Source organism: Pseudarthrobacter sp. Pseusp20 (assembly GCF_059492155.1).
On the sequence record NZ_CP168521.1, the window covers coordinates 263196 to 286406 of the forward strand.

A 23211-nucleotide genomic window follows, 5' to 3' on the forward strand; every position below is an offset into this window, starting at 1 on the left:
AACTGTCAGCGCTAACAATCTTCGCTGTCAAGGCGCTTCCACGGGACGGGCGGGGGCCGCAGGAGTGGCAGCATGCCAGTGCCCGGGCTGCTCAAGCCCGGCGGGGAGGAGGGTGGAAGCGCTGCCGTGGGCCGCGGTGATTTGCGCCTGGGTGAGGAAGAGCGCCCCGGTGAGGTCGGCGTCGTCGAGCTTTGCATCCCGCAGGTCGGCACCAAGGAGGTCCGCTGCCGTCAGGTCGGCGCCCCGGAGGTCCGCGGCGATCAGGCAGGCACCGCGAAGGTCCGCAGCGCACAGCGGCAGGCCGCGCAGGTTTGCTCCCGCGAGGTCGGCGCCCGGCGCCAGGCGGACCAGGCGCGGATCGTCGCCGGAGGGGCCGGCGCCGAAGTAGCCCGCGCGGACCTCCTCACTGACCTCGCGGAGTGCGCCGCCCACCTGGAGGTGCAGGGATGCGATGTCGGCTGCGAGGACCTCCTCAAGGGCGCCCGCTGCAACTGCCCTGACCTTCGCCTGCAAGCGGCGGACATCCTCCGCGGTATCCGGGCCGTAGGCTTTCGCCCCAGCCTGGGCCAGGAGCCACAGCATTTCGTGCAATTGGCGCAGGACTTTAAAGGCGCCGAACATGTCCGGCGCCGATTCCGGGTCTTCCCGCCAGCTGATGCCCCTGAACAGCCGCTGGCTGACTGCCTGGCCTGCGCCGAAGCAGTCGAAAACCGTGCAGCCCGCAAACCCGCGGGGCCGGAGCCGGTCATGGATGGTGCAGGAGAAGTCCGGCGCCAGGTTGGGGCATGGCGTGGCGGGCGGTTTGTCGATGGCGAAGTCGGCCGAGCGGGTGAACCCGAAAGCCGTGCAGCACAGGGCAAAGCACTGCGAACAGTCAGGCCTGAGGGCGGCCGGGCCGGTGGGGGTGGCGGCGGAAGGAGGGTTGGTGGGTTTCATGATTGCTCCCGAGGGTGGTTCCGGTAGGGGCGCGGGACGGAGGGGAACCCATGGTGGGGTTCCCCTCCGTGGCACGCGGAATCACCGTTCCTGCCGGGAATGACGGGAACTGCGGACGGCTGGACATCAAAGGCAATGAAGGAGAATCACTGCGTCCAGAATATCCGCATCGGGCGGGAATGGTCAGTCGCTGTTCGTGTTTACCGTGCCCTTTCCTGAGGCTTTTCCTGTGGGCGTGGTGCGCGGCGGTGGAACGCGGCGGCTCCCGGTGGCTTCGAAGGCCGCGGCCAGCCGCAGCACGTGGGTGTCACTGTAGGCGCGGCCGGCGATGGTGAGGCCAACGGGCATCGCGATATCCGCAGCGATGCCCATCGGAACCGTGACAGTCGGGATGCCGAGGTGGCGGGGTACCAGGTTTCCATTGGCCACCCAGACGCCATTGCGCCAAGCGATGTCCGCCGAGCGTTCATTGGTATCCGCGTCGGCAGGTGCCACGTCGGCCGCCGCCGGGAACACCACGGCATCCAGTCCCAGCCGGTCCATCCATTCCTCCAGGTCCACCCGGCGGGTTTCCTCAAGTCCCGCCAGGCCTTCGGGCAGGTGCGGAATGTCGGCCAGGACGGGAACCCCGTTGTCGCGGATCCAGGAAGGATAGTCGGCGATGTCGTCGTCGAACCCGTCGTAGCGGTCCGGCAGCGCGCCCTGGGGGGCGGGGAAGATCGCGGAACCGTCGACGTCGGCAAGGCGGTTCAGCCGCGGGTCGCCGTTGGCGTCGAGGAAGTCATGCCACGCCCAGGCCGACAGGTCCACGATCTCCCGCCGCAGATACTCCGGCGACACTAGTCCGCGGGTGGCGATGGTGGGCGAACCGGGCCGGTCGCCCTCATAGTTGGACACCACGGGGAAGTCCACTTCCACCACTTCCGCGCCCGCGGCTTCCAGAGCACGCCGCGCCGCGTTCCAGAGGTCCAGGATGGACCCGCGCGTCTCGATCCGTTGCCCCGTGGGACCGCCGATGCCAGGTGCTTCGGCCGTACCGGCGGCGGGATCGGCATTGATGTACATCCGGGGGATGCCAAGCCTTTGTCCCGCAAGCACGCCCGCGGCCGCCGAAGCGTCCCGGACCGCGAGGCCAACGTACGACGGCGGGCGGACGGCGGATGCCTTGGGCAGCGGGATCCACGGCTGGACGCGCCAGAAATCCCCGCGGGCCTCGGCGTCATCCGCCACCACCACATCCAGGACCTCCAGCAGGTCCGCCATGGTGCGGGTGTGCGGCACCACCACGTCCATGGTGGGTACCAGGGGCCAGTTGCCACGTACGGAGATGATGCCGCGCGAGGGTGTGTAGGCGCACAGGGCATTGTTCGACGCCGGTGCCCGCCCCGAGGACCAGGTTTCCTCGGCGAGGCCGAATGCCGCGAAGCTGGCGGCCGTGGCGGTACCGGAGCCGTTGGATGATCCGGAGGCGAAGGCGGCGGTGAGGTATTCCGCGTTATAGGGGCTCTCTGCCCGGCCATATACGCCGCGCTGCATACCTCCGTTGGCCATGGGCGGCATGTTGGTGAGCCCGATCAGGACCGCCCCGCCTGCCCGCAGCCGTTCGATGGTGAAGGCATCCCGCTGTGCCACCAGGTCCTTGAAGGCCGGTGAGCCCGCGGCTACGGTAAGCCCCTTTACCTGGTAGCTGTCCTTAGCCGTGTAGGGGATACCGTCGAGGGGTCCCAGGGTGAAGCCGGCAGCGCGGCGCCGGTCTGACGCCTGTGCTTCGGCAACTGCATCCGGGTTCATCACGACGAGGGCGCTGAGGCGTATGCCGTGCGAGTCATACTTCTCGATGCGGTCAAGGTAGAGACGGACCAGTTCCTCGCTGGTGACCTGGCCGGAGTCGAGGGCGGCGCGCAGCTGTGCGATGCCGGCCTCCACGACATCGAACGTCTGCCCCACCGGCAGCGGAACCTCCGTTTCGGCGAGCTTCACAGTGTGCCTCCATCCTTGGCAGCCGGCTGCTGCTGCGTGATGCAGTGGATGCCGCCGCCGAAAGCGAAGATGTCCCTGGCATCCACCAGTTCCACGGCCCTGCCCGGATACGCGCGTTCCAGGATCCCCGCGGCGATGGTGTCGTTGGGATCGTCAAAGCTGCACAGCACCACCACGTCGTTGCCGACGTAGTGGTTGATGTAGGACCAATCCACCCAGCCATCAGCATCGCGCAACACCGTGGGTGCCGGGACGTCGATAATGCGCAGCGGCCGGCCTTTGGCATCCAGCTGGCCCGCGAGGACGGCCTTCAGCTGCAGGTAGACGGCATGGTCGGGGTGGGCGGGATCGTCCTGGCGGTGCAGCAGGATGGTGCCGGCGCCGGCGAAGGCTGCCACGATGTCCACGTGTCCCCGGGTGCCGAATTCGTCGTAATCCCGGGTCAGTCCGCGTGGAAGCCAGATGGCTTTGGTGGTGCCCAGGGCGGCGTGGACTTCTGCTTCAACCGATTCCTTGGTGGCGCCGGGATTGCGGCGGGGATCCAATTGAACCGTTTCGGTAAGCAGGACGGTCCCTTCGCCGTCCACATGGAACCCGCCGCCCTCATTCACCAAGGGGCTCGGCCAGACGGGAACTCCGGTGCCTATTGCAACAGTCCGGGCAACGTCCTGGTCCTTGGCCCACGCCGCCCACTCCTGGGCCCCCCATCCATTGAAGATCCAGTCGACGGCTGCCAGTGCGCCGTTGGGCTGGTGCACGAACGTGGGGCCGCTGTCCCGCAGCCAGGCGTCATCGAGCGGGACCTCCACGACGTCGATGCCGCTGCCGAGCCATTCCCGTGCGGCCGTGGCGTCCCTGGGGTCAGCCACCACCGTCACGGGCTCGTGCCGGGCGATGGTCTGGGCCACCGTGGTCCAGGCGGCCCGGGCCCGGTCAAGGGTGGGGCTGCCTATGGGGCCGAAGGTGTCGTTGGGTGGTGGAAACGCCATCCATGTGCGCTGGTGGGCCTCCCACTCTGCGGGCATGTGGCCTGCGGTGCCGGTGGATACATGGTCAGGGGCGGCGCTGTCCCGGACTGCGGTCGAATAAATGAATGCCATTCATTTATTATGGGGACCGTACTGGCAGCGCGCAAGAGTATTTCGTTTCAGTCCCTGCCTGTCCGGTCCACCGCCGACAGGATGGCCTGGGCCAGTTGGTCCGGTTTGGTGAACTGCGGCCAGTGCCCGGTGGGCAGGTCGATGAATTCCACGTCCCGCACCTTGGCCAGTTCCGCCACGAAGGGATGGTTTGCCGCGATCCACTCCCGGAGCATGGCCGAGGGGAACCCGCACGAGATGACGGTGGCGGGAACGTCGTAGCGGCGCCCGTCATGCAGGCGCTGCCTGCCGTACGCCACGCCGCGGGGTTCGGGAATGGCGCGGGCGCGGAATGACTGGCGCAGCCGGTCGTTGAGGTCCACCGGTTCGGCGTCGTCAAAACTCTGCCAGGGCGGCAGCGGGACATCGTCCCCGTGGGCAGGCAACTGGTCGTTGATGACGCTGCCGTCAGCCAGCGGCCCGCTGTCCACGTAGATGGCGCTGCCGTCAGCCAGCGGCCCGCTGTCCACGTAGATGGCGCGTTCCACCCTGTCCGGCCGCGCATCCACTACCCCGTGAATGATTGCCCCGCCGCCGGAGTGGCCCACCAGGACCACCCTGCCCGGCAGCCCGTCCAGGACCTCCACCACCGCATTGATATGGTCCTGCAGGCTGATGCCTGCGCGGCTGGCATCCACCGAGTCCTTGCCGGGAAGCGTGAGGGGATGGGGGCGGTGCCCGGCTGCTTCCAGGGCAGGTGTTACCCCCTCCCATGACGAGGCGTCCAACCAGAAACCGGGTACCAGGATGATGTCCATGACCGAACCCTACTCCCCACCCATGACACGGAATAGGCGTTCTCCTACCGCTTGCGCTTCCGGTCCTTGTCTCCGTTCCGGCTTCCGCGTTCGGAGGCCTCGCGCTCAGCCCAGCGTTGCGACTTCCCCGCCGAAACCACCTTCTGGTGCCACTCCCGGTGGTAGGCGCGCTGGGCGGCGACATCGGAGCGGCGCGCCAGCGCCGCCAGTTCCCGCTGCATCTTCAGATACGAGTTCCAGCGGCGCGCGGCCAGGACGCCGGTGTCGATTGCTTCGCGGACAGCGCAGCCAGGCTCGCTCCCGTGTGAGCAGTCAGCGAACCGGCAGCCGGCAGCCAGTTCCTCGACGTCGCCGAACATCCCGTCCAGGCCGTCCCCGGCATCGAACAGGCCAAATCCGCGCACGCCGGGAGTGTCCATCAGCACCGTCCCGTTGGACAGCGGAACCAGCTCGCGGACGGTGGTGGTGTGCTTGCCCTTGAAGTCTCCGGACCGCACTTCGGCGGTCTGCTGGACGTCGCGGCCCACCAGGGCATTGATCAAGGTGGATTTGCCAGCACCGGACGGTCCCAGCAGCACGATGGTTCCGCCCGGCGGAATCCGTGCCATCAGTTCGTCGATACCGTCGCCGTTTTCGGCGGATGTGGTGACCACCTCCACGCCCGCCGCCTGAAGGATAACTTTTCCGACGACGTCGTCCGCCACCTCGGCCAGGTCCGCCTTGGTGATGATCACCAGGGGGGTGGCGCCGGAATCCCATGCGGCGACGAGGGTGCGTTCCAACCGGTTGTGTGTGAGGGGCCGGTCCACGGGCACCACCACGCCCACGGTGTCCACGTTCGCGGCCAGGACCTGCGCGGCGGACGAATCCTCGAAGGCACGTTTGCGGCTGAGTTCCGAGCGGCGGGGGAGGACGGCCAGGATTTGCCGGTCGCCGCCCCGGTTGGGGCCGATCCAGACCCAGTCTCCGGTGACGGCCGGCTCGCCCGAGAGCGGGTAGGGCAGGTGGAGGAGACCGTCATGGACCGCAACGAGCAGCAGGGTGCGGTCCACGCGGACCACCCGGCCCCGTTCAGTTGCCGGCGGACAGGGATGCTGATCGAAATAGCCGGCAACGGCGGGCGTGTAGCCGTATGCGGAGGGGCCGGGCAGCGGACGAGTGCCAGCAGCGCTGTCTGTTTCTGTGGTGTTGGTGGTGTCCAGGGGGTTGCCTGAAGAAGTATGCACTGTGGTTCCTTGGGCTGTCCCCGGTGCAGTGCGGCTGGACGCGCAGCGTCAGGAACCGCGAAGGCAGCCGGGAGGGATGGTGGGTGTGATGGATGCGGGGCGCCCAGGGCGCGCGGCAACTGCAGTCATCAAAACCACCTCCATTCCCTTGTGCGGTTTCCCGTCCTCCTGCCGGAAGCGGCGGGGCGGGACCGTCTCCCACTTTAGCGGCCGCCAACGCCGGAGGCTAGAGGTTGGCATCTTCCGCAGGGGATTGCCGCGTGCTACCGCCGAAGTTCCTGCGCCCGCTTCTGCCGTCCGCTGATGGACGAAGCGTAGCCGCAGTTGGTGCAGGTGATCAGGTATTTCCGGGACACCGTGAGGACAGGGATGAAGAACAGCGTGAACTTGGTGGCCTGTTCGTCCAGGGCATGGTGGACGAAGGCGCCGCAGTGCTGGCAGGTTGCCGTCCGGCCCGGCAGGGCCTGGTGGACGGTCTTGAAGCCGAAAAGGAGGAGCATGGGCGGGCCTTTCATTGCCTGGGTGGTACCTGCCACCCTAGGTGAGTTTGACGGCTGTCCTTCAGGGGTACGGACGCTTCTGTACGGTGTGCGTGGATGCCATACTGTGCTGGGCAACATCGGGCCTTCTGGGGGGACTTCTGGCACATGGTTCTGGACACGGCGACCCTGCGCATCGCTTTCGGCCTCATGGCCCTGGTCCTGGTGGTTCTCTTCTACTTTTCCGCCTACCGGCTGACGCGTTCGCCATACAGCGCCTGGTGGTGCGGTGCCCTGCTGTTCTTCCTGGCCGGATCAGGCTGCTTCCTGTTTGACGGCACAGTGCATCAGGTGTGGGCCAACCCCCTGGGAAACACCCTGCTGGTGCACGGCGGCGTTGCAGTGTGGGCCGGGGCGCGCTCCCTGCGGACCGTACGGCCTCCCAGGTGGGCCTTTACCGGCATTCCCTTGGTCACCCTGGTGGCCTCCCTGCTGGACCAACCCGCCACCAACACCTGGTCCGGCGGCACGGTGTTCCTCGCCGCCATGAGCCTGACCGTCGGATTGGCGTCCCGTGAGCTCTGGCGCCTTGAGCCCGGGTATTCGCGGGTCCGGATCCCCATGGCTGTGGCGGCAGGAGGGCTCAGTGTCTTCTACTTCTTCCGTTGGCTGGCGTTCCTGGTGGAGGGCCAGAACGGGCCTGTCTTCGTCACCGTTTTTGGGTCCGCCATCACCACCCTGGTGACCATGGTCCTGCTGGTGGTGGTGTCCTTCAGCATGGCGGCCTTGAGCACCGAACAGCAGACGCGTGCCCTGCGCGTGGTGGCCAGCCGCGACGACCTCACCGGGCTCCTGAACCGCAAGGCCTTCCTGGACCTGGCCACCGAGCAGTTGGCCGACCGCACCATCACCGGCGGCTCGGGAGCCCTGATCCTTGCCGACCTTGACCACTTCAAGACTGTCAACGACACCTATGGGCATGCCGCCGGCGACCTGGCGCTGCAGGCCTTCGCCGACGCCTGCGCTGCCACCGTGCGCTCCACAGATCTGACGGGGAGGTACGGCGGGGAAGAGTTCGTCATCCTGGTTCCCGGAGCAAGCGCCGAACGGGCCGAGACGATTGCCGAGGAGATCAGCAGGCGCATGGCCGGCGCGGACACGCCGGCCGGCATGGAGATGCCCACCGCGAGTTACGGCATTTCCACCTACGACGGCGTGACCTCCGATGTTGATCAACTTATCGCCGCAGCGGATGCCGCCCTGTACCGGGCCAAATCGCTGGGCCGGAACCGCGCCGCCCGCAGCGACGGGCTGCGGTAGCTTTACTGCCCAAAGCGGCACGGTTCCGGACAGCCGGCTACTGGGACTGGAGCGCATCCGCCTGTTCGGCCAGGACGGTGAGGGCCACGCTTTCCGGCCGCTCCACCGTGCTCCGGATGCCGACCGTCATGCCGCTGCGTGCGGCTTTGAGGACGGATTCCATGACTTCCAGGACGTGGAAGGCAAGTGCGCCACCCGCCCTGGGCTCCTTGCCTTGCGGGGTGGCGGCAAGGTCCGCGATGCCGAACCCGCGTCCGGCGTCGACGTACCCTGCGGAGGCGGGAAGGGTCTCCCAGTCCTCGGCGCCGAGGGAGAACAGTTGGACGTCGCCGTCAAAGTGGTTCGGATCCGGCACCACCAGGGAACCGCGCTCGCCATGGATCTCGATGTTGGGCGACTTCGACTTCACGGCATCGAAGCTCATGAAGAGGGTGGACAGCGCACCGGAGGCGTGGACCAGGACGCCGGTCACGTGGGAGTCGATGGTGACCGGCACTTTCTCGCCCTGGCGCGGCCCCGAGCCGATGGTGCGCTCATTCCGGGTGTGGCTGGCCGCGCCCATCACGGAGACGACCGGACCCAGCAGGGTCACCAGGGCGGTGACGTAGTAGGGGCCCATGTCCAGCAGCGGGCCGCCGCCGGGCTGGTAGTAGAAGTCCGGGTTCGGGTGCCAGCGCTCGTGGCCTGGGGTCACCATGGTTGCCGACGCCGAGATGGGGGCGCCGACCAGCCCGTCGTCGATCGCCTTGCGGGCGGTCTGGATGCCGGTGCCCAGTACGGTGTCAGGAGCGCAGCCGACGGCGACGCCGGCCTCGCGTGCCGCGTCCAGCACCTGGCGCGCCTCCTCAGTCGTGGCAGCAAGGGGCTTCTCGCCGTAGACGCTCTTTCCGGCGGCGATGGCCTTCAGTGCCACCTCGGCGTGGGCGGCGGGGATGGTCAGGTTCAGGACAAGTTCGACGTCGTCCGCGGCGAGGAGTTCCTCCACGGAGATGGCGCGGACACCTTCGTAGCCATCCGCCACGGCCTGGGCACGTGCGGGGTCCAGGTCCGCCACGGCCACCAGGTCGATCTGGCTGAGTTTGCGGAAGTTCGCCAGGTACTGCGCGATGATGGCTCCGCAGCCAATGATTCCGACTTTCAACGGCTTGCCCACAGCAGGCCCCTTTCGATGATGGTGCGGACATTGGTGTCCTGGAGGATTTCGACCCGATGGCCGGGGGTGGCGACGAAGATGCGGCCCTTGCCCCACTGGCGGGTCCAGATGGCGGGGGAGGTCACTTCACGGTTCCACGGGTCCCATTCACGGACCTTCTGGGTGGTGGTGGCCAGGACATCGATGTAGTCGTCGGAGAGGACCCAGTACTGCTCGGTGACCAGGTCGAAGTCCTGGATGCCCCGGGTGATGGGGTGTTCGGCGGCCGCGGGCAGCATGTTGACGGTATAGGGCACGTAGTTGTCCGACTGCTCGCCGATGCACTCATCTGGGTGCTTGCCAGGGTGGCAGGCGAACTGGCCGCCGATCAGGTGCAGGTAGTCGGAGGTGTTCCGGTAGGAATCGGCGATTCCACCGTGCCAGCCGGCCAGGCCGGTGCCGTTCTCCACGGCGGCCCGCAGTCCGGCGAACTCGTCCTTTTCGATGGTGGACATGGTCATGCACTGCATGATCAGGTCCACACCGGCCATGTAGGCGGCGTCGGCGTAGACCTTGGGGGATTCCTCCACCCGGACGTCATAGCCGTTGTCTTTGAGATAGGGAATGAAGAGCTCGGTGGCCTCGTAGGGCTGGTGGCCGTCCCAGCCGCCGCGGACCACCAGTGCATTCTTTCGTTCTGTCATTGAATTTCCTTTGTTTGGCTACCGGCCTTGCGGGCCGGAAAGAGCAGGGGGTCAGCGGCTGGCGAAGGCGGCGTCGAACGCCGCTGCGGGCGGGGCGATGCGGGCCAGTTCCTGGACCATGGCAAGGGCCTGCGGGGCGCCGATGAGGCGGTCCATTCCGGCATCCTCCCATTCGATGCTGGTGGGGCCGTCGTAGCCAATGGCATTCAGGGTCCGGAAGATCCGGTTCCACTGCACGTCACCGTGTCCTGCCGTGACGAAGTCCCAGCCCCGCCGGGGATCCGCCCAGGCGAGGTGCGAACCCAGGCGGCCGTTGCGGCCATCCAGCTGCCGGACGGATTCCTTTACATGCACATGGAAGATCTTGTCCGCGAAGTCCTGCAGGAACATCACGGGATCCAGGTCCTGCCAGATGAAGTGGGAGGGGTCGAAGTTCAGGCCAAAGTTCGCCCTGTGGCCAATAGCCTCAAGGGTCCGTTTCGCCGTCCAGTAGTCGTAGGCGATTTCAGACGGGTGGACCTCGAGTGCGAACCGGACACCTGCCTCGTCGAAGACGTCCAGGATGGGGTTCCACCGGTCCGCGAAGTCCTGGTAACCGGCGTCGATCATTGCCTGCGAGGCCGGCGGGAACATGGCGACGGCCTTCCAGATGGACGAACCGGTGAACCCCGTCACGGTCTTGACGCCAAGCCGTGCGGCCGCCCGCGCGGTGTCCTTCATGGCCTCCGCCGCCCGCCGGCGCACCCCTTCAGGCTCGCCATTGCCCCAGACTTCCGCGGACAGGATGCCCTGGTGGCGCTCATCGATAGGGTCATCGCAGACGGCCTGGCCCGTGAGGTGGTTGGCGATGGCGAAGACCTTGAGGTTGTTCTTCTCGAGGATGTCCAGCCGGCCCTGGAGGTAGTTGTCGTCCTCCGCAGCCCGGCGGGGGTCCAGGTGGTCGCCCCAGCAGGCGATTTCCAGCCCGTCAAAGCCCCACTCGCCGGCAAGCCGGGCCACTTCCTCGAAGGGCCGGTCGGCCCACTGGCCGGTGAACAGCGTGATTGGTCGTGTCATTGGGTGTTCCTTGGTTTCTTGAAGCTGTAGGTCGCTCAGACTTTTTGCCACTGGCTGGAATTCGCGGCGCTGGACTCCACTGCGGCGAGGACCCGCTGTACCTGCAAGGCGTCGCCGAACGACGGTTCCGGTTGGCGGCCCTCGCCGATGGCCGTGACCAGGTCCACCACCTGGTGGGTGAAACCGTGCTCGTACCCCAGGCCGTGGCCCGTGGGCCACCAATGCCCCACGTACGGGTGCTCGGGCTCGGTGACGAAAATCCGGCGGAAGCCGGCGTCCGGCGATTCGGCCGAATCGTAGAAGGACAGGACGTTCATGTCCTCGAAATCAAAGGCGAGGGAACCCTTGGTGCCGTTGACCTCCAGCCGCATGGCATTTTTCCGGCCCAGGGCGTAGCGCGTTGCCTCAAAGACGCCGATCGCGCCCGCGGAGGCGCCGCCGTCGAACTTTGCGCTGAAGATGGCCGCATCATCAACGGTGACGGTCCCGCGGGGGGTGTCACTGCTGAGGTCGCCGTGGCCCCCAAGGCCCACCAGGTCGCCTGCCAGCGGACGTTCCCGGACAAACGTTTCCAGCATTGCCGACACCCCGCTGATGTTCTGCCCCGTGACCCACTGGGCGGCGTCGATGCTGTGTGCGCCGATGTCGCCCAGGGAGCCGGAACCGGACTTGTCCTTGTCCAGCCGCCAGGTCATGGGGGCGTTGGCGTCGGAGAGCCAGTCCTGCAGGTACTGGGCCCGGACGTGCCGGATGTCGCCAATCCGTCCTTGCTCCACGAACCGCTTGGCCAGTGCCAGTGCCGGGGTGCGGCGGTAGCTGAAGCCGCACATGGAGAAGACGCCATGCTTTGCGGCGGTCTCCGCTGCCAGTGTCATCCGCTCGGCTTCCTCCACGGAGTTGGCCAGCGGCTTTTCGCACAGCACGTGCTTTCCGGCCTCGAGGGCTGCGATGGCAATCTCTGCGTGGGTGTTGCCGGGCGTGCAGATGTCGATGAGGTCGATGTCGTCGCGCTCGATCAGGCGCCGCCAGTCGGTCTCCACCGACTCCCAGCCCAGCTTGTCAGCTGCCGCGCGGACGCCGTCGGCATTCCTGCCGGCGACCGCGGTGAGCTGTGGCTGCAGCGGCAGGTCGAAGAACCGTGGCGCGGTCCGCCAGGCGTGGGAGTGGGCGGCACCCATGAAGGCGTAGCCCACCATGCCGACCCGCAGGGGTTTGGCGGTGGTCATGGACGTGTCCTTTCTACTTGCTGAAGCCGGCCGTCAGGCCTGCCAGCAGTTGGCGGCGGCCGATGACGTAAAGCACCAGGATGGGCAGCGTGCTGAGCATCACCGAGGCGAGAACGGCCGGGATATTGACGCTGAATTCACCCTGGAAGCTCCACAGGCCCAGGGGCAGGACGCGCAGGCTGGGGCTCTGGGTCAGGACCAGCGGGAGCAGGAACCCGTTCCAGACATGCAGGCCGTTGTAGATGGCAACGGTCACAATAGCCGGGCGGGTCAGGGGCAGGGCGAGCCGCCACATGGTCTGCCACTCGCTGCAGCCGTCCAGCCGCATGGACTCGAACAATTCGTTCGGGACGTCGCGGATGAAGTTGGACAGGATCAGCACTGTGAGGGGGATGGCAAAGGCAATGGACGGCAGCATCAGTGCCAGCAGGCTGTCGTACAGGTTGAGCCGGATGATCATCAGGTAGATCGGGATGATCGTCGCCTGGAGCGGGATGGCCAGCCCCATGAGGAACATGCCGTTGACCAGCTTGAGGAACCTTCCGCTGCCCCGGACGATCGCGAACGAGGCCATGAACGAGATCAGCACCGTGGGAATTACGGAACCGAGCGTGACGATGACGCTGTTCATGAAATATGTGGCGAAGTCTTTCTCAAGGACCAGTTGGTAGTTCTCCAGCGTGGGCGAGGTGGGAACGGCCAGGGGATTCTGGCCGAAGTATCCCGCCTGCGTCTTCAGGCTGGTGATCACCACGTAGTAGATCGGGAGGATGATAATGGCCAGCCAGATCCACCCACCGAGGCCGCCGGGGATGTTGAGCCGCCTCAGCCGTTGGCCGAGTCCCTGCTTGGGTGCGGCGGAACCGGCCGTGGTTCCGGTCCGGGCCTCCTGCGAATTGCTTTTCAGGACGGTACTCACCCTACAAACCTTCCAATTGGCTGCCTTGTTTGTCCTTGCCGCCAAGACGCTGGAGGAACAAGGCCAGTGCAAGGCCGATGATGACGAGAATGACGGCGATGACGCTGGCCGGGCCCATGAGGTTGGCCCGGAAGCCCCGCAGGTACATGTCCAGGGCCAGGATCCGCGTGGAGTTTCCCGGTCCGCCGCCCGTGAGGACGAAGATCAGGTCGAAGTAGGTCAGCGAACCCACCACCATCAGCGTGGAGGACGTGATGATGGTGTATTTCAGCTGGGGCAGGGTGATGTGGAAGAACTGCTTGATGGTTCCGGCACCGTCGATCTGCGCTGCCTCGTAAAGGGACTTCGGGATCTGCCGCACCCCGCCCTGGTAGATGAGGGTGTGGAACGGGACGAACTGCCAGGCGATGACGAAGATGACCAGGCCTACGGCCAGTTGGGGTACCCCCAGCCAGTCCTGTGCCAGGAAGGGCAGCCCCAGGCCGGTTGCCAGGCCGAAATTCGGGTCCAAAAGGGCCTTGAAGGCGATGGCGACGGCGGCTGAGGACAGCAAGAGGGGCAGGAAGTACAGGACGGCAAGGGCAGCCCGGTAGCGCTGGCTTCCCGCCGTGAACACCCCCAGGAGCAGGCTGATGGGAGTCTGGACCAGCCACGAAACGATCATGATCAGGAAGGTCAGGCCCAGGGCGTTGTACAGTCCCGGATCCGCCAGCACAGAGAACCAGTTGTCCAGTCCAGCTGCCCCGATGGCACCGATTCCGTCCCAGCTGCTGAAGCTGAGGATGAGCACCCCGGCCAGCGGGATGACTGCGAACACCAGGAAGAAGAACAGTGCCGGCAGGGTCAGCCACGCCAGGGCGGCCCTGCGCTGTTCGGTCTGCTTGGAATCTTTCGCCCTCGTGGCGGCCCGCGGGGCAGTGGAGACGGCGTTGCTCATTTCCCTAGGGTGCCGTTCATGTTCTCGGCGAACTGCTGCGGCGTGATCGACTTCAGGAACAGCTGGTCGATGTTGTTCAGCAGGGCCTCAGCTGCGGTGGGGCTCAGCGCCTGGTCCCAGGACTGCTGGAAGTTGGGTGCGTTCTTGGCCATGTCGTAGACGAAGTTCAGGAACTCCTTGTCCGGGGAGGTGTTCAGCTTGTCTTCGATGCCGTTGACAATCGGCACGGAGCCGGAGTTGATGTAGGCGTCGACCACGGTATCGGTCAGGATCCCGTCCTTGAAGAACTTCTTGGCGGATTCCTTTTCCTTGTCGCTGGCCTTGGAAGAGATTGACATGTACGCCGCGGGGTTTCCGACGCCGTTCTTCGGGTCGCCCTTGCCGCCGGCAACCGTGGGGAAGGGGACGAAGCCCAGCTTTCCGTCCTGCACAAAGTTCTGGCCGGCCTTCTTCATGGCGCCATAGGTCCAGGAACCGTGCAGCATCATGGCTGCCTTGCCGGAGAACAGGAGGGCCTGGTCTGCCTGCGAGTCGGCAGTGATGGAGGAGAAGCCCTTGATGAAGCCGTCAGCAGAGACCAGCTCCTGGATCTTGGTGCCGGTCTCGATCACGGCCGGGTCCATCCAGGAATTGGGCTTGCCCTCGAAGATCGCCTTGAAGACGTCCGGCCCGCCGATGCGGTCCAGGAGGTATTCAAGCCACATCATGGAGGTCCAGCGCGACTGGCCGCCCAGGGAGAACGGGGCTACGCCCATGCCGTTGAAGGTCTTGACCAAGGACATGATGTCGTCCCAGGTCTTGGGCGGCTGGACGCCTGCCTTCTGGAACAGTTCCTTGTTGTAGAACAGCACGATCGGGGCGACGTACTGGTTGGGCAGGGCGTAGATCTTGCCGTTGACGGTGGCTGCACCGAACACGGACGGGAAGAACTTCTTCTTCAGGTCCGGATTCTGGTCGAACCAGCTGGTGAGGTCCTCAACCTGGTTGGCCTCGGCGTAGGTCTTCAGGCCACCGCCGCCCCAGCCGTAGATGATCGTGGGTGCCTGGTTGGCGCCGATGGCGGTCTTGATCTTGGTCTTGTAGGCGTCGTTCTGGAAGTACGTGACCGTGATCTTGTCGGCGGAGTTTGCCGAGTTAAAGGCATCCACGGCTTTCTGCATGGTGGTCTGGTTCGGCTCGCCGGACAGGTACCACATGCTGGCGCCCCCGCCGCCGCTGGAGGCACCGGGGCCGGACGTCCCGCAGGCAGTGGTCGCGGCAACGGCAAAGGGAGTGAGGGCAGCGAGGGCGAGAAAAGACCGCCGGGAGGACTGGGGTTGCTTCATTGCTTCTCCATTGTGAATTTGCGTCGGGGTACGGGGCGTCAGCTCCGCCGTTCGTTCGAAACATTTCGAACGGTGATATAAGTCACGCTGTAAACTAAAGCCCTAATTATCGGCGGCGTCAAGGGATCGTAGAGGATCTTTTCTGTCTACTCCCTATGTCCCGGTGCTCTTGACCGGAGAAGGCCCCACTCTGCACAATGAAAACGTTTCCCCACTTTCGAAAGATTGCGAACCGATGACGAGCAAATTGCAGGAGCGGACCAAACCCACGCTCGCTACCGTGGCCAGGCAGGCAGGGGTTTCGGCGCCTACGGTGTCCAAAGTGGTGAACGGGCGTGAGGACGTGGCCCCCGAAACCAGGGCCCGGATCCTTGCCGCACTGGAGCAGGCGGGCTACCAGTCGCCTGTCCAGCGCCGGGCGGCCGCCGAAAGCGGGACCGTGGTGGAAGTAGTGATCGACGTGCTCGACTCCGCATACACCATCCAGGTCCTCAACGGCATCCTGCAGTTCGCTGCCGCCGCCGACGTCGAAATCCTGGTCAGCGTGACCGGCCAGTCCACCCCCGCCCGCCACACCCCCGAGCGCCGGGCGCAGCGGATGCTCGAAGAGGGCAGGGCCGGGATGATCGTGGTGACCTCGGCCTTCAGCGAGGCGCAACTGCACGCGTTCAGGCGCCGCCACATCCCCGTCGTCGTCATCGACCCGCTTAACCCGCCCTCCGCCGACGTCGTCAGCGTTGGGGCCACCAACTGGGCCGGCGGCAAAGCTGCCACCGAGCACCTGCTGGGACTGGGACACCGCCGCATTGCCTACATCGGCGGCATAGAGGGCGCTGAATGCAACCAGGCGCGGCTGCACGGATACATGGCAGCCCTGATGGCACAAGGGATCAAGGTGGACCCCCAGTACGTTGTTTCCGGCGGCCGGTTCCGGACGGAGAGTGGGGTCAATGGATTCAAAGAGCTGCTGAAGCTTGACCCGCGCCCCACGGCGATCTTCGCCGGAAGCGACACCATTGCCCTGGGCGTCCTCAGCGAAGCGCGGCGCCACGGAATCAGGGTTCCCGAGGACATCAGCCTCATCGGCTTCGACGGCACCAACCAGGGTGAGCAGTCCGTTCCATCGCTGAGTTCCGTGGCCCAGCCCCTGGAGGAGATGGGGCGCGCGGCCCTAAGGTCGCTGCTGCGGCAGGTGCAAGGCGAAGTCCTCGATTCCCACCGAGTGGAACTGGCAACCCAGGTAATCGTGCGGGAATCCACCGCCCCTCCCGCGGACTGAAAGACAACCATGAAAATCACCCATCTCGACACCGTGGTCGTGGACTTCTACCGCACGAACCTCATCTTCGTCCGGCTTACAACTGACGAGGGGCTCACCGGTATCGCCGAGGCGACCCTCGAAGGGCAGGAACATGCTGTCCTCGGGGCGGTGGCTGTCCTTGCCGAAGCCGTCAGGGGCAAGGACCCCACGCGGATTACCCAGACCATTTATGAACTCAACCGCGACGCCTACTGGCGCGGCGGTCCGGTATCCATGACAGCCCTGAGCGCCCTTGAGATGGCGATGTGGGATGTTTCGGCGCGGGCATTGGGCGTCCCGGTCCACCGGATGCTGGGGGGACAGGTCCGCGACCGGGTCCGCGCCTACGCCAACGGCTGGTTTTCCGGGGCCATCACTCCGGAGGATTTCGCCGAGGCCGCTGTACGGACGGTCGGCCAAGGCTTCCGCGGCCTAAAGTGGGACCCTTTCGAGGCCGCGGACCTTTTCCTGGAACCGCGGGACCTGGGGCGCATGCTTGAACCTGTTGAGGCAGTGCGGGCGGCAGTGGGCGACGACGTTGAACTGTTCATAGAAGGCCATGGCCGCTTTGATGTCCCCACAGCCATCCGGGTGGCCCGCGAACTTGAACGGTTCCAGCCGGTGTTTTTCGAGGAACCGTGCCCGCCGGACGGGATCGACGCCCTCGTGGAGGTGCGCAGCAGGTCCCCTGTTCCCATTGCCGCGGGGGAGAGGTGGATGGGCCGGAACACCTTCATTCCCGCCCTGGCCCGCAACGCCGTGGATTACATCCAGCCGGACGTCACGCACGCCGGCGGGCTGCTGGAACTGTCATTCATTTCCACTCTGGCGGCAGCCCATTATGTGCCGTTCGCACCGCACAACCCCAGCGGGCCACTCAGCACTGCGGCAACCCTGCAGCTCGGGGCCACACTGCCGAATTTCCGGTACCTGGAGATCATGGCCACGGACGTGCCGTGGCGCAGCGACATCTCCAGTGAGCGCCTTCAGCTGACGGCAGACGGCGATGTCATGATCCCCGAAGGCGTTGGGCTGGGCATCGACCTCGACTATGACGCGATCGCGGAGCATCCTTTCACGCCGCATCCCATGCGGATCTTCAGCGACGTGGTGGCCGATATCCGGCCGCCGGACGCCCGGTCCTACTTCAACCTCGCAGGCGCAGGCGTCCGCTGACGCGTCGGACAACGAAAAAACGGCGGCGTCCGCCCGGCCTAATAACCGGACGGAGGCCGCCGCTGCGGGTGTGCCTAGCGCTTGACCGCCTCGAGCTTGAGCAGCTTGGCGATAACGCCGTCGAGTTCGGAGTCGTCGAAGATCTTCTTCCAGTCGTCCTTGATGATGCTGTCCTTGCCGTACCAGGGTTGGCTCCAGGATGGCGTGCTGCTTGACGGTGACCCAGTGCACGTCGATGACGGGAGCGTAGATGGTGCGGATGACGGCCTCGGCAGAGTCACGGGAGGCGCCGGACTTCAGATTGTTTCGCTTGGGAGGTGTCCGTAGAATCTGCCGCCTCGACGGCCAAGATCAGTGCCGCCCTGGGCTCCCTGGGGCGCCTTGGAAATCCTGGGCATCGTGGTGGTCCGTCCCGGCTCCGACACCTATCTTAGGGACGGCGTCTCCGAACTCCTGCCCCGGACCCTCAGTTGGGGACTGATGCTGGGTGCGCCGCGGACGCGTGAACTCGTTGAGCTGCGCGGCGGCCTGGAAGTCCAGGCTTCCCAGCTGCGCTGAAGGAACACACGGAGATCTATGAGGCTCTGGCGGTCCGCGATGCGGAGGCCGTCACGGCCACCATGCGATCGCATATGCAGACCGCGTCCCGGCGCCTGCTGGCCGGTTTCGACGCCTCGCAGTAGGTTCCCGCGTATCAGTTGAGCGAGGCCGCCAGCTTTTCCCGCTGTGGATCGTCGCCCGTCCGGCGCGGGCCCACTGAACCGCGGCGCACCAGGGTGGCCGTGAACTGCGCCGGAGCGGCGGGCGGCAGCCCCTCCATCTGGCGGATCAGTGCCTTGGCTGCCGCCACGCCCATGTTGTAGACCGGCTGGGCGATGACCGTCAGGGGCGGCGTGGTGAGCCTGGTCCATGCGAAGTCGTCGTACATCAGGAATGACACATCGGCCGGAATGGACAGGCCCAATTCCTGGATCGCTTCCACCACGCTGAGGGCAATCAGGCCGTCCGAAGCGACCACTGCCGTGGCTTGGTCCGGGCCCCGGAGCACTTCGCGGGTGATGCTGCGGATCGAGTCGGCATCGCCGGCATTCAACCTGACCAGGTCTTCCGGGAAGGGCAGCCCCGCCGCAAGGAAAGCGTCCAGCATCCCCTCGATGCGGTCCGCAATCTGGGAGGACTCCAGGGTCATGCCCGGCGTGTAGGGGGTGTCCGTCCGCAGTGTGGAGATGAAGGCGATACGCCGGTGCCCTGCCTCGAGCAAATACTGCGTAGCTTCCCTGGAAATCCGCGCCATGTCCACGGCCATGGTCTCCACCTTGAGGTCGCCGGCGGTGCGGTCGATGAACACCAGGGGGCGTCCGGACCGGTGCACCTCCTGCAGGTGTTCGGTGTCCACTGATGATGCCGGGGCGACGATGAGGCCGTCCACCCGCTTGTCCAGCAACACCCGCACCGCGTCCACTTCCGCCGCCCGGTCCTCGTCGGTGTTGACCAGGATGACGTTGTACCCGGCCTTCTTGGCAGTGTCCGTGATGCCCCGGGTAGCAAGGCCGAAATGCGGGTTTTCGATGTCACCCACCACCACGCCGATGGTGTGCGATTTTCCGGTGTTCATGCTGCGGGCCAGCTCGTTGGGACGGTAGGAAAGCGCCTCGGCAGCGGCGAGGACGCGCTCGCGGACGTCGTCGCTGACCGCGCCGTAATTGCCCAGTGCACGGGCGGCCTGTGCCTTGGAGACCTGCGCAGCTTTTGCGACGTCGGCAACGGTTACGTCCCGCCGTCGTGCTCCATCACCGTTCATCTTCACCTTTCGACGGGGTTGTTGACGCCCCATGTGACATCGGCTACATTTCTATCAATCGATGTGAGTCCGGTCTCAATCCTAAGCTGTGAGACCGGACTCAACAAGAGCATCGACGACTTTCTTCGGCGGCCCTGACAGCACCGCCTTCCCACCAACGATTGGACAACGCTGTGAAGAAAAAGAATCTCCGACCTGCCGGATTTGCCGCGGCAGCCCTGGCCGCGGTCCTGGCGCTCTCCGGCTGCAGCTCCACCTCCGCCGCCTCCACCACAGAGAACAACCCCTACGGACTGATCCAGCCAGGCACCATCCGGGTGGCAAGCCTGGGTGACTCAAAGCCGTACACCTTCGCCGATGCCTCCGGAAACTTCACCGGCTTCGACGTGGAACTCTTCAAGGACGTGGCCCACCGGGCCGGTGTGGACAACGTGGTCTTCACCGGGCAGGACTTCTCGGGGCTCCTTGCCGCAGTGGCAAACGGACAGTTCGACGCCGGCGTCGCAGCCATCGGCATCACCGACAAGCGCAAGGAAACCGTGGACTTCTCGGACGGTTACCTGGCCGGCTACCTCACGGTCATCACCACCAAGACCTCCGGCATCACCAGCGCGGACGGGCTGGCCGGCAAACGCCTGGGCGTGGTCCAGGGAACCCTGCAGGAAGCCTATGCGGTGAAGAACTTCACCTCGGCCAGCCTGGTCCGCTTCCCTGACAACAACACCGCCATCGCCGCCGTGAACAGCGGAACGGTGGACGCGCATTTCCTGGATTACGAGGCCGCCAAGGCTTACGAGGAGCAGCACGGCCTGGTCAGCGCCGCGGACATCCCGTCCTTCGACGCCCCGGCCGGGTTCGCAGTGGCCAAGGGCAAGACGGCCTTCAAGGAAGCCCTGAACAAGGGCCTGGCCGCAGCCATGGAGGACGGCACCTGGAAGAAGCTCTACCAGAAGTGGTTCCCGGGCTCACCGATGCCCGAGCAGTACCTGCCCAAGGCCGAGCAGACCGCATCACCCTCGCCAAGCAAGTAGCCCCAAGCATTATTTGCCGGGCTGTCAGGCCTTAGGGCCACCTGGCCGGGCGGGCCGCCGTACGCGGCCTGCCCGGCACCTCCCCTTCATCTACGTCTGAGAGCAATCATGGACTGGCTCAACACCATCATCCGTACCTTCTTCGACTTCGGCGCTATGGCCGAGGTCCTGCCCCAACTCCTGGCGGTCGGCCTGCTGAACACGCTGATCATTTCCATTGCCGCCACCGTCCTTGGCACGGTGCTGGGAATGGTGGTGGCCGTCATGGGCATCTCACCATCCAAGTGGCTGCGGGTCCCGGCCAGGATCTACACGGACCTTTTCCGTGGCCTGCCCGCCATCCTCACCATCCTGCTGATCGGCCAGGGCTTTGCCCGCCTGAGCCAGTCGATCTTCGGCCCGTCACCCTACCCGCTGGGCATCATCGCGCTGAGCCTGATCGCCAGCGCCTACATCGGGGAGATCTTCCGCGCCGGGATCCTCAGCGTGGACAAGGGCCAGGGCGAGGCCTGCCGTGCCCTGGGCATGAGCTACGCCAAATCCATGGCCCTGGTGGTGGTACCCCAGGGCGTCCGCCGGGTCCTCCCGGCCCTGGTGAACCAGTTCATCGCCATCGTCAAGGACTCCTCCCTGGTGTACTTCCTGGGCCTGCTGGTCACCGAACGCGAACTCTTCCGCGTGGGCCAGGACGCCGCCGTGCTGTCCGGGAACCTTTCACCCCTGGTGGCCGCCGGACTCCTCTACCTGGTGATTACCGTCCCGCTGACGCACCTGGTGAACCACTTCGACAACAAGTTCCGCACCGGCCGCCGCCGCGCCGCACCACCCACCAGCGGCCTGAAGGAAGTCAAGGAACTCGACGCGGCCTCGCCGCTCACAGCCGGGAGCAACACATGAACACCCCCACCCCCACCACCATGAATGCGGCCACCTCGGAGGAACAGTCGTTCCGCGGCTCAAGCCTGGAACTGCGCAACCTCACCATGGCCTACGGCGACATCGAGGTACTGCGCAACGTCAGCCTCACCGTGGCGCCGGGCACCACCACCTGCATCATTGGCCCCTCAGGATCCGGAAAATCCACCCTGCTGCGCGGCGTCAACCGGCTGCACGAACCCAAGAGCGGGAACGTCCTGCTCGCTGGCGACAGCACCCTGACCGTCAACCCGGACACACTCCGCACCCGCATCGGCATGGTGTTCCAGCATTTCAACCTCTTCCCGGACCACACCGCCGAGGAAAACGTGGCCCTGGCCCTCTGGAGCGTCAAAGGCATGCCCAAGGCCCAGGCCATGGAACGCGCCCGCCAACGGCTCGCCGAGGTTGGCCTCGCCGAACGCGCCGACCACCGCCCCCGTGACCTCTCCGGCGGCCAGCAGCAACGCGTCGCCATCGCGCGGGCCCTGGCCATGGAACCCGAAGTGATGCTCTTCGACGAGGCCACCAGCGCCCTGGACCCCGAACTGGTCAAGGGCGTCCTGAACCTCATGGCCGGCCTGGGCCGCCGGGGCATGACCATGCTCGTCGTCACCCACGAAATGGGCTTCGCCCGGAAAGTGGCAGACCAGGTGGTCTTCATGGATGAAGGCGAAGTAGTGGAGGCCGGGACACCCGCCCAACTCTTCGACAATCCCCGCAGCGAACGCCTCCAGCGCTTCCTTTCCGAGGTGCTCTGATGGGTGCGGTTGCAGCGGCACCCATCCGGACCGCCGTCGTCGGTTTTGGAATCTCCGGCAAGGTCTTCCACGCGCCCCTGGTGGCGGCCAACCCGGACTTCTCGCTGGACGTCATCGTCACTGCCCAGCCGGAACGTGCGGCGGAGGCGGCACGGCTGTATCCGCAGGCACGGATTGCCGGCACCCCGGAGGAGCTGTTCGCCCTGGCCGCGGACCTGGACCTGGTCATCCTGGGCACCCCGCCGCACACGCACTACGGGCTGGCCGCGACAGCCATCGCCCACGGCCTGCATGTGGTGGTGGACAAGCCTTTCGTCCCCACGTCCGACTTGGGCGGGGAGCTGATCAGCAGGGCGGCCGACGGCGGGGTGCAGCTAACGGTGTTCCAGAACCGCCGGTGGGATGCAGACTTCCTCACCCTGCAGAAGGTGCTGGCGTCCGGAGACCTTGGCGGGGTCACCAGCTTCGAATCGCGGTTCGAATGGTGGCGGCCCGAAGGCTTCGGAAACTGGCGGGACACCGTGTCCCTGTCCGAGGGCGGCGGCATCCTGCACGACCTCGGCGCGCACCTGATCGATCAGGCCATCCACCTTTTCGGCCCGGTGGAACGGAGCTACGGCGAGACGGCCAACCGCGGTCCGCATCCGGACGCAGCGGATACGGAAGCGTTCGTGTCGTTGCTGCACGCCTCCGGCGTCCGCACGCGGCTCTGGATGAACGGCATGGCCGCCCAGGCCGGGCCGCGGTTCCACATCCTCGGTTCCCGCGCCGGCTACACCAAGTGGGGCCTGGACGGACAGGAACCTGCCCTCGCTGCCGGGACGCCGCCGTCGGACCCCGCCTATGGTGTGGAACCCCAGGAGCGTTGGGGGCTCCTGGGCGTGGACGGGGCAACGGCGGCCGTCCCCGCCGAACGCGGCGCCTACCCGCAGTTCTACGTCCAGCTGGCCGCCGCCCTGCACGGGAACGGGCCGCTGCCGGTGGATCCCGCCGAACCGCTTGAGGTGCTGAAGGTGATCGAGGGCATCCACGCCCTGGCCTGACGCCACACCCAATTTCCCCTGCTTTCCCTGGCGCGTCGTCAGCGTCT

At 66.0% G+C, this 23211-nt stretch carries 23 protein-coding genes and 1 pseudogene; 9 read left to right on the top strand and 15 right to left on the bottom strand.

All coding sequences use genetic code 11. The features are described from left to right. Positions 1 to 27: 27 nt before the first annotated feature. From ACEN9K_RS01295 to ACEN9K_RS01320, 6 genes are all read right to left on the bottom strand, one after another. Positions 28 to 936, bottom strand: coding sequence for a pentapeptide repeat-containing protein (locus tag ACEN9K_RS01295; protein ID WP_223993208.1), 909 nt, complete (start codon positions 934 to 936; stop codon positions 28 to 30). A gap of 183 nt (positions 937 to 1119) precedes the next feature. Beyond that, a complete protein-coding gene (locus ACEN9K_RS01300) occupies positions 1120 to 2916 on the bottom strand; it encodes an amidase (RefSeq protein WP_223993210.1) in 1797 nt (598 codons plus the stop codon). After that, complete coding sequence (locus ACEN9K_RS01305; RefSeq protein ID WP_018770400.1) at positions 2913 to 4016, bottom strand: agmatine deiminase family protein; 1104 nt, start codon at positions 4014 to 4016, stop codon at positions 2913 to 2915. The genes ACEN9K_RS01300 and ACEN9K_RS01305 overlap by 4 nt, the downstream gene beginning before the upstream one ends. Before the next feature lie 47 nt (positions 4017 to 4063). Next, positions 4064 to 4813, bottom strand: a complete 750-nt coding sequence (locus ACEN9K_RS01310; RefSeq protein WP_495635054.1) for an alpha/beta fold hydrolase — start codon at positions 4811 to 4813, stop codon at positions 4064 to 4066. Positions 4814 to 4857: 44 nt separating this feature from the next. Continuing rightward, a complete protein-coding gene (gene rsgA, locus ACEN9K_RS01315) occupies positions 4858 to 6039 on the bottom strand; it encodes a ribosome small subunit-dependent GTPase A (protein ID WP_018770398.1) in 1182 nt (393 codons plus the stop codon). A 263-nt stretch (positions 6040 to 6302) separates the two neighbouring features. Then, positions 6303 to 6575 carry a zinc-ribbon domain-containing protein gene (locus ACEN9K_RS01320; RefSeq protein WP_223993212.1) on the bottom strand — a complete coding sequence of 91 codons (273 nt, stop codon included), beginning with the start codon at positions 6573 to 6575 and terminating at the stop codon, positions 6303 to 6305. A 111-nt stretch (positions 6576 to 6686) separates the two neighbouring features. On the opposite strand from ACEN9K_RS01320, the gene ACEN9K_RS01325 reads away from it, so the two are divergent. After that, a complete protein-coding gene (locus ACEN9K_RS01325; RefSeq protein ID WP_018770396.1) occupies positions 6687 to 7838 on the top strand; it encodes a GGDEF domain-containing protein in 1152 nt (383 codons plus the stop codon). Positions 7839 to 7875: 37 nt separating this feature from the next. On the opposite strand, the gene ACEN9K_RS01330 is transcribed toward ACEN9K_RS01325, so the two are convergent. The 7 genes from ACEN9K_RS01330 to ACEN9K_RS01360 are packed head-to-tail and all read right to left on the bottom strand — an operon-like array spanning position 7876 to position 15137. Then, complete coding sequence (locus ACEN9K_RS01330) at positions 7876 to 8991, bottom strand: Gfo/Idh/MocA family protein (protein ID WP_018770395.1); 1116 nt, start codon at positions 8989 to 8991, stop codon at positions 7876 to 7878. Next, a complete protein-coding gene (locus ACEN9K_RS01335) occupies positions 8976 to 9674 on the bottom strand; it encodes a ThuA domain-containing protein (RefSeq protein WP_018770394.1) in 699 nt (232 codons plus the stop codon). Before ACEN9K_RS01335 ends, ACEN9K_RS01330 begins: the two co-directional genes overlap by 16 nt. A gap of 51 nt (positions 9675 to 9725) precedes the next feature. Then, positions 9726 to 10730, bottom strand: coding sequence for a sugar phosphate isomerase/epimerase family protein (locus ACEN9K_RS01340; protein WP_018770393.1), 1005 nt, complete (start codon positions 10728 to 10730; stop codon positions 9726 to 9728). Positions 10731 to 10765: 35 nt separating this feature from the next. Then, positions 10766 to 11956 (bottom strand): Gfo/Idh/MocA family protein, encoded by a 1191-nt coding sequence (locus tag ACEN9K_RS01345; RefSeq protein WP_018770392.1) that lies wholly within the window; start codon positions 11954 to 11956, stop codon positions 10766 to 10768. A 13-nt stretch (positions 11957 to 11969) separates the two neighbouring features. After that, positions 11970 to 12875, bottom strand: coding sequence for a carbohydrate ABC transporter permease (locus ACEN9K_RS01350; protein WP_018770391.1), 906 nt, complete (start codon positions 12873 to 12875; stop codon positions 11970 to 11972). 1 nt (position 12876) lies between these two features. Then, the gene (locus ACEN9K_RS01355) at positions 12877 to 13812 is read right to left on the bottom strand and encodes a carbohydrate ABC transporter permease (RefSeq protein WP_018770390.1); all 936 of its coding nucleotides are present in this window, start codon (positions 13810 to 13812) and stop codon (positions 12877 to 12879) included. Further along, positions 13809 to 15137, bottom strand: coding sequence for an extracellular solute-binding protein (locus tag ACEN9K_RS01360; protein WP_018770389.1), 1329 nt, complete (start codon positions 15135 to 15137; stop codon positions 13809 to 13811). Before ACEN9K_RS01360 ends, ACEN9K_RS01355 begins: the two co-directional genes overlap by 4 nt. A 235-nt stretch (positions 15138 to 15372) precedes the next feature. Here ACEN9K_RS01360 and ACEN9K_RS01365 point away from each other — a divergent pair, with 235 nt between their 5' ends. Beyond that, on the top strand, positions 15373 to 16416 hold the full coding sequence (locus ACEN9K_RS01365; protein WP_018770388.1) for a LacI family DNA-binding transcriptional regulator: 1044 nt from the start codon (positions 15373 to 15375) through the stop codon (positions 16414 to 16416). Between the two features lie 9 nt (positions 16417 to 16425). Further along, positions 16426 to 17613, top strand: a complete 1188-nt coding sequence (locus tag ACEN9K_RS01370; protein ID WP_018770387.1) for a mandelate racemase/muconate lactonizing enzyme family protein — start codon at positions 16426 to 16428, stop codon at positions 17611 to 17613. A 74-nt stretch (positions 17614 to 17687) separates the two neighbouring features. On the opposite strand, the pseudogene ACEN9K_RS01375 reads toward ACEN9K_RS01370, so the two are convergent. Further along, positions 17688 to 17901: pseudogene (locus tag ACEN9K_RS01375) on the bottom strand (phosphogluconate dehydrogenase C-terminal domain-containing protein); the annotation flags it as partial. 66 nt (positions 17902 to 17967) lie between these two features. Between ACEN9K_RS01375 and ACEN9K_RS01380 the strand changes: the two are divergent. Both ACEN9K_RS01380 and ACEN9K_RS01385 read left to right on the top strand, forming a co-directional pair. Further along, positions 17968 to 18171, top strand: coding sequence for a hypothetical protein (locus ACEN9K_RS01380; RefSeq protein WP_018770385.1), 204 nt, complete (start codon positions 17968 to 17970; stop codon positions 18169 to 18171). Positions 18172 to 18197: 26 nt separating this feature from the next. Next, positions 18198 to 18296 carry a hypothetical protein gene (locus ACEN9K_RS01385; protein ID WP_223995340.1) on the top strand — a complete coding sequence of 33 codons (99 nt, stop codon included), beginning with the start codon at positions 18198 to 18200 and terminating at the stop codon, positions 18294 to 18296. 11 nt (positions 18297 to 18307) lie between these two features. Here ACEN9K_RS01385 and ACEN9K_RS01390 read toward each other — a convergent pair whose 3' ends face one another. Then, positions 18308 to 19414, bottom strand: a complete 1107-nt coding sequence (locus tag ACEN9K_RS01390) for a LacI family DNA-binding transcriptional regulator (RefSeq protein WP_495635055.1) — start codon at positions 19412 to 19414, stop codon at positions 18308 to 18310. 173 nt (positions 19415 to 19587) lie between these two features. On the opposite strand from ACEN9K_RS01390, the gene ACEN9K_RS01395 reads away from it, so the two are divergent. From ACEN9K_RS01395 to ACEN9K_RS01410, 4 genes are all read left to right on the top strand, one after another. Continuing rightward, the gene (locus ACEN9K_RS01395; RefSeq protein WP_018770383.1) at positions 19588 to 20445 is read left to right on the top strand and encodes an ABC transporter substrate-binding protein; all 858 of its coding nucleotides are present in this window, start codon (positions 19588 to 19590) and stop codon (positions 20443 to 20445) included. Positions 20446 to 20553: 108 nt separating this feature from the next. Then, the gene (locus ACEN9K_RS01400) at positions 20554 to 21342 is read left to right on the top strand and encodes an amino acid ABC transporter permease (protein ID WP_018770382.1); all 789 of its coding nucleotides are present in this window, start codon (positions 20554 to 20556) and stop codon (positions 21340 to 21342) included. Continuing rightward, positions 21339 to 22121 (top strand): amino acid ABC transporter ATP-binding protein, encoded by a 783-nt coding sequence (locus tag ACEN9K_RS01405; protein WP_018770381.1) that lies wholly within the window; start codon positions 21339 to 21341, stop codon positions 22119 to 22121. The genes ACEN9K_RS01400 and ACEN9K_RS01405 overlap by 4 nt, the downstream gene beginning before the upstream one ends. Beyond that, positions 22121 to 23164 (top strand): Gfo/Idh/MocA family protein, encoded by a 1044-nt coding sequence (locus tag ACEN9K_RS01410; protein WP_495635056.1) that lies wholly within the window; start codon positions 22121 to 22123, stop codon positions 23162 to 23164. The genes ACEN9K_RS01405 and ACEN9K_RS01410 overlap by 1 nt, the downstream gene beginning before the upstream one ends. Positions 23165 to 23211: the final 47 nt, after the last annotated feature.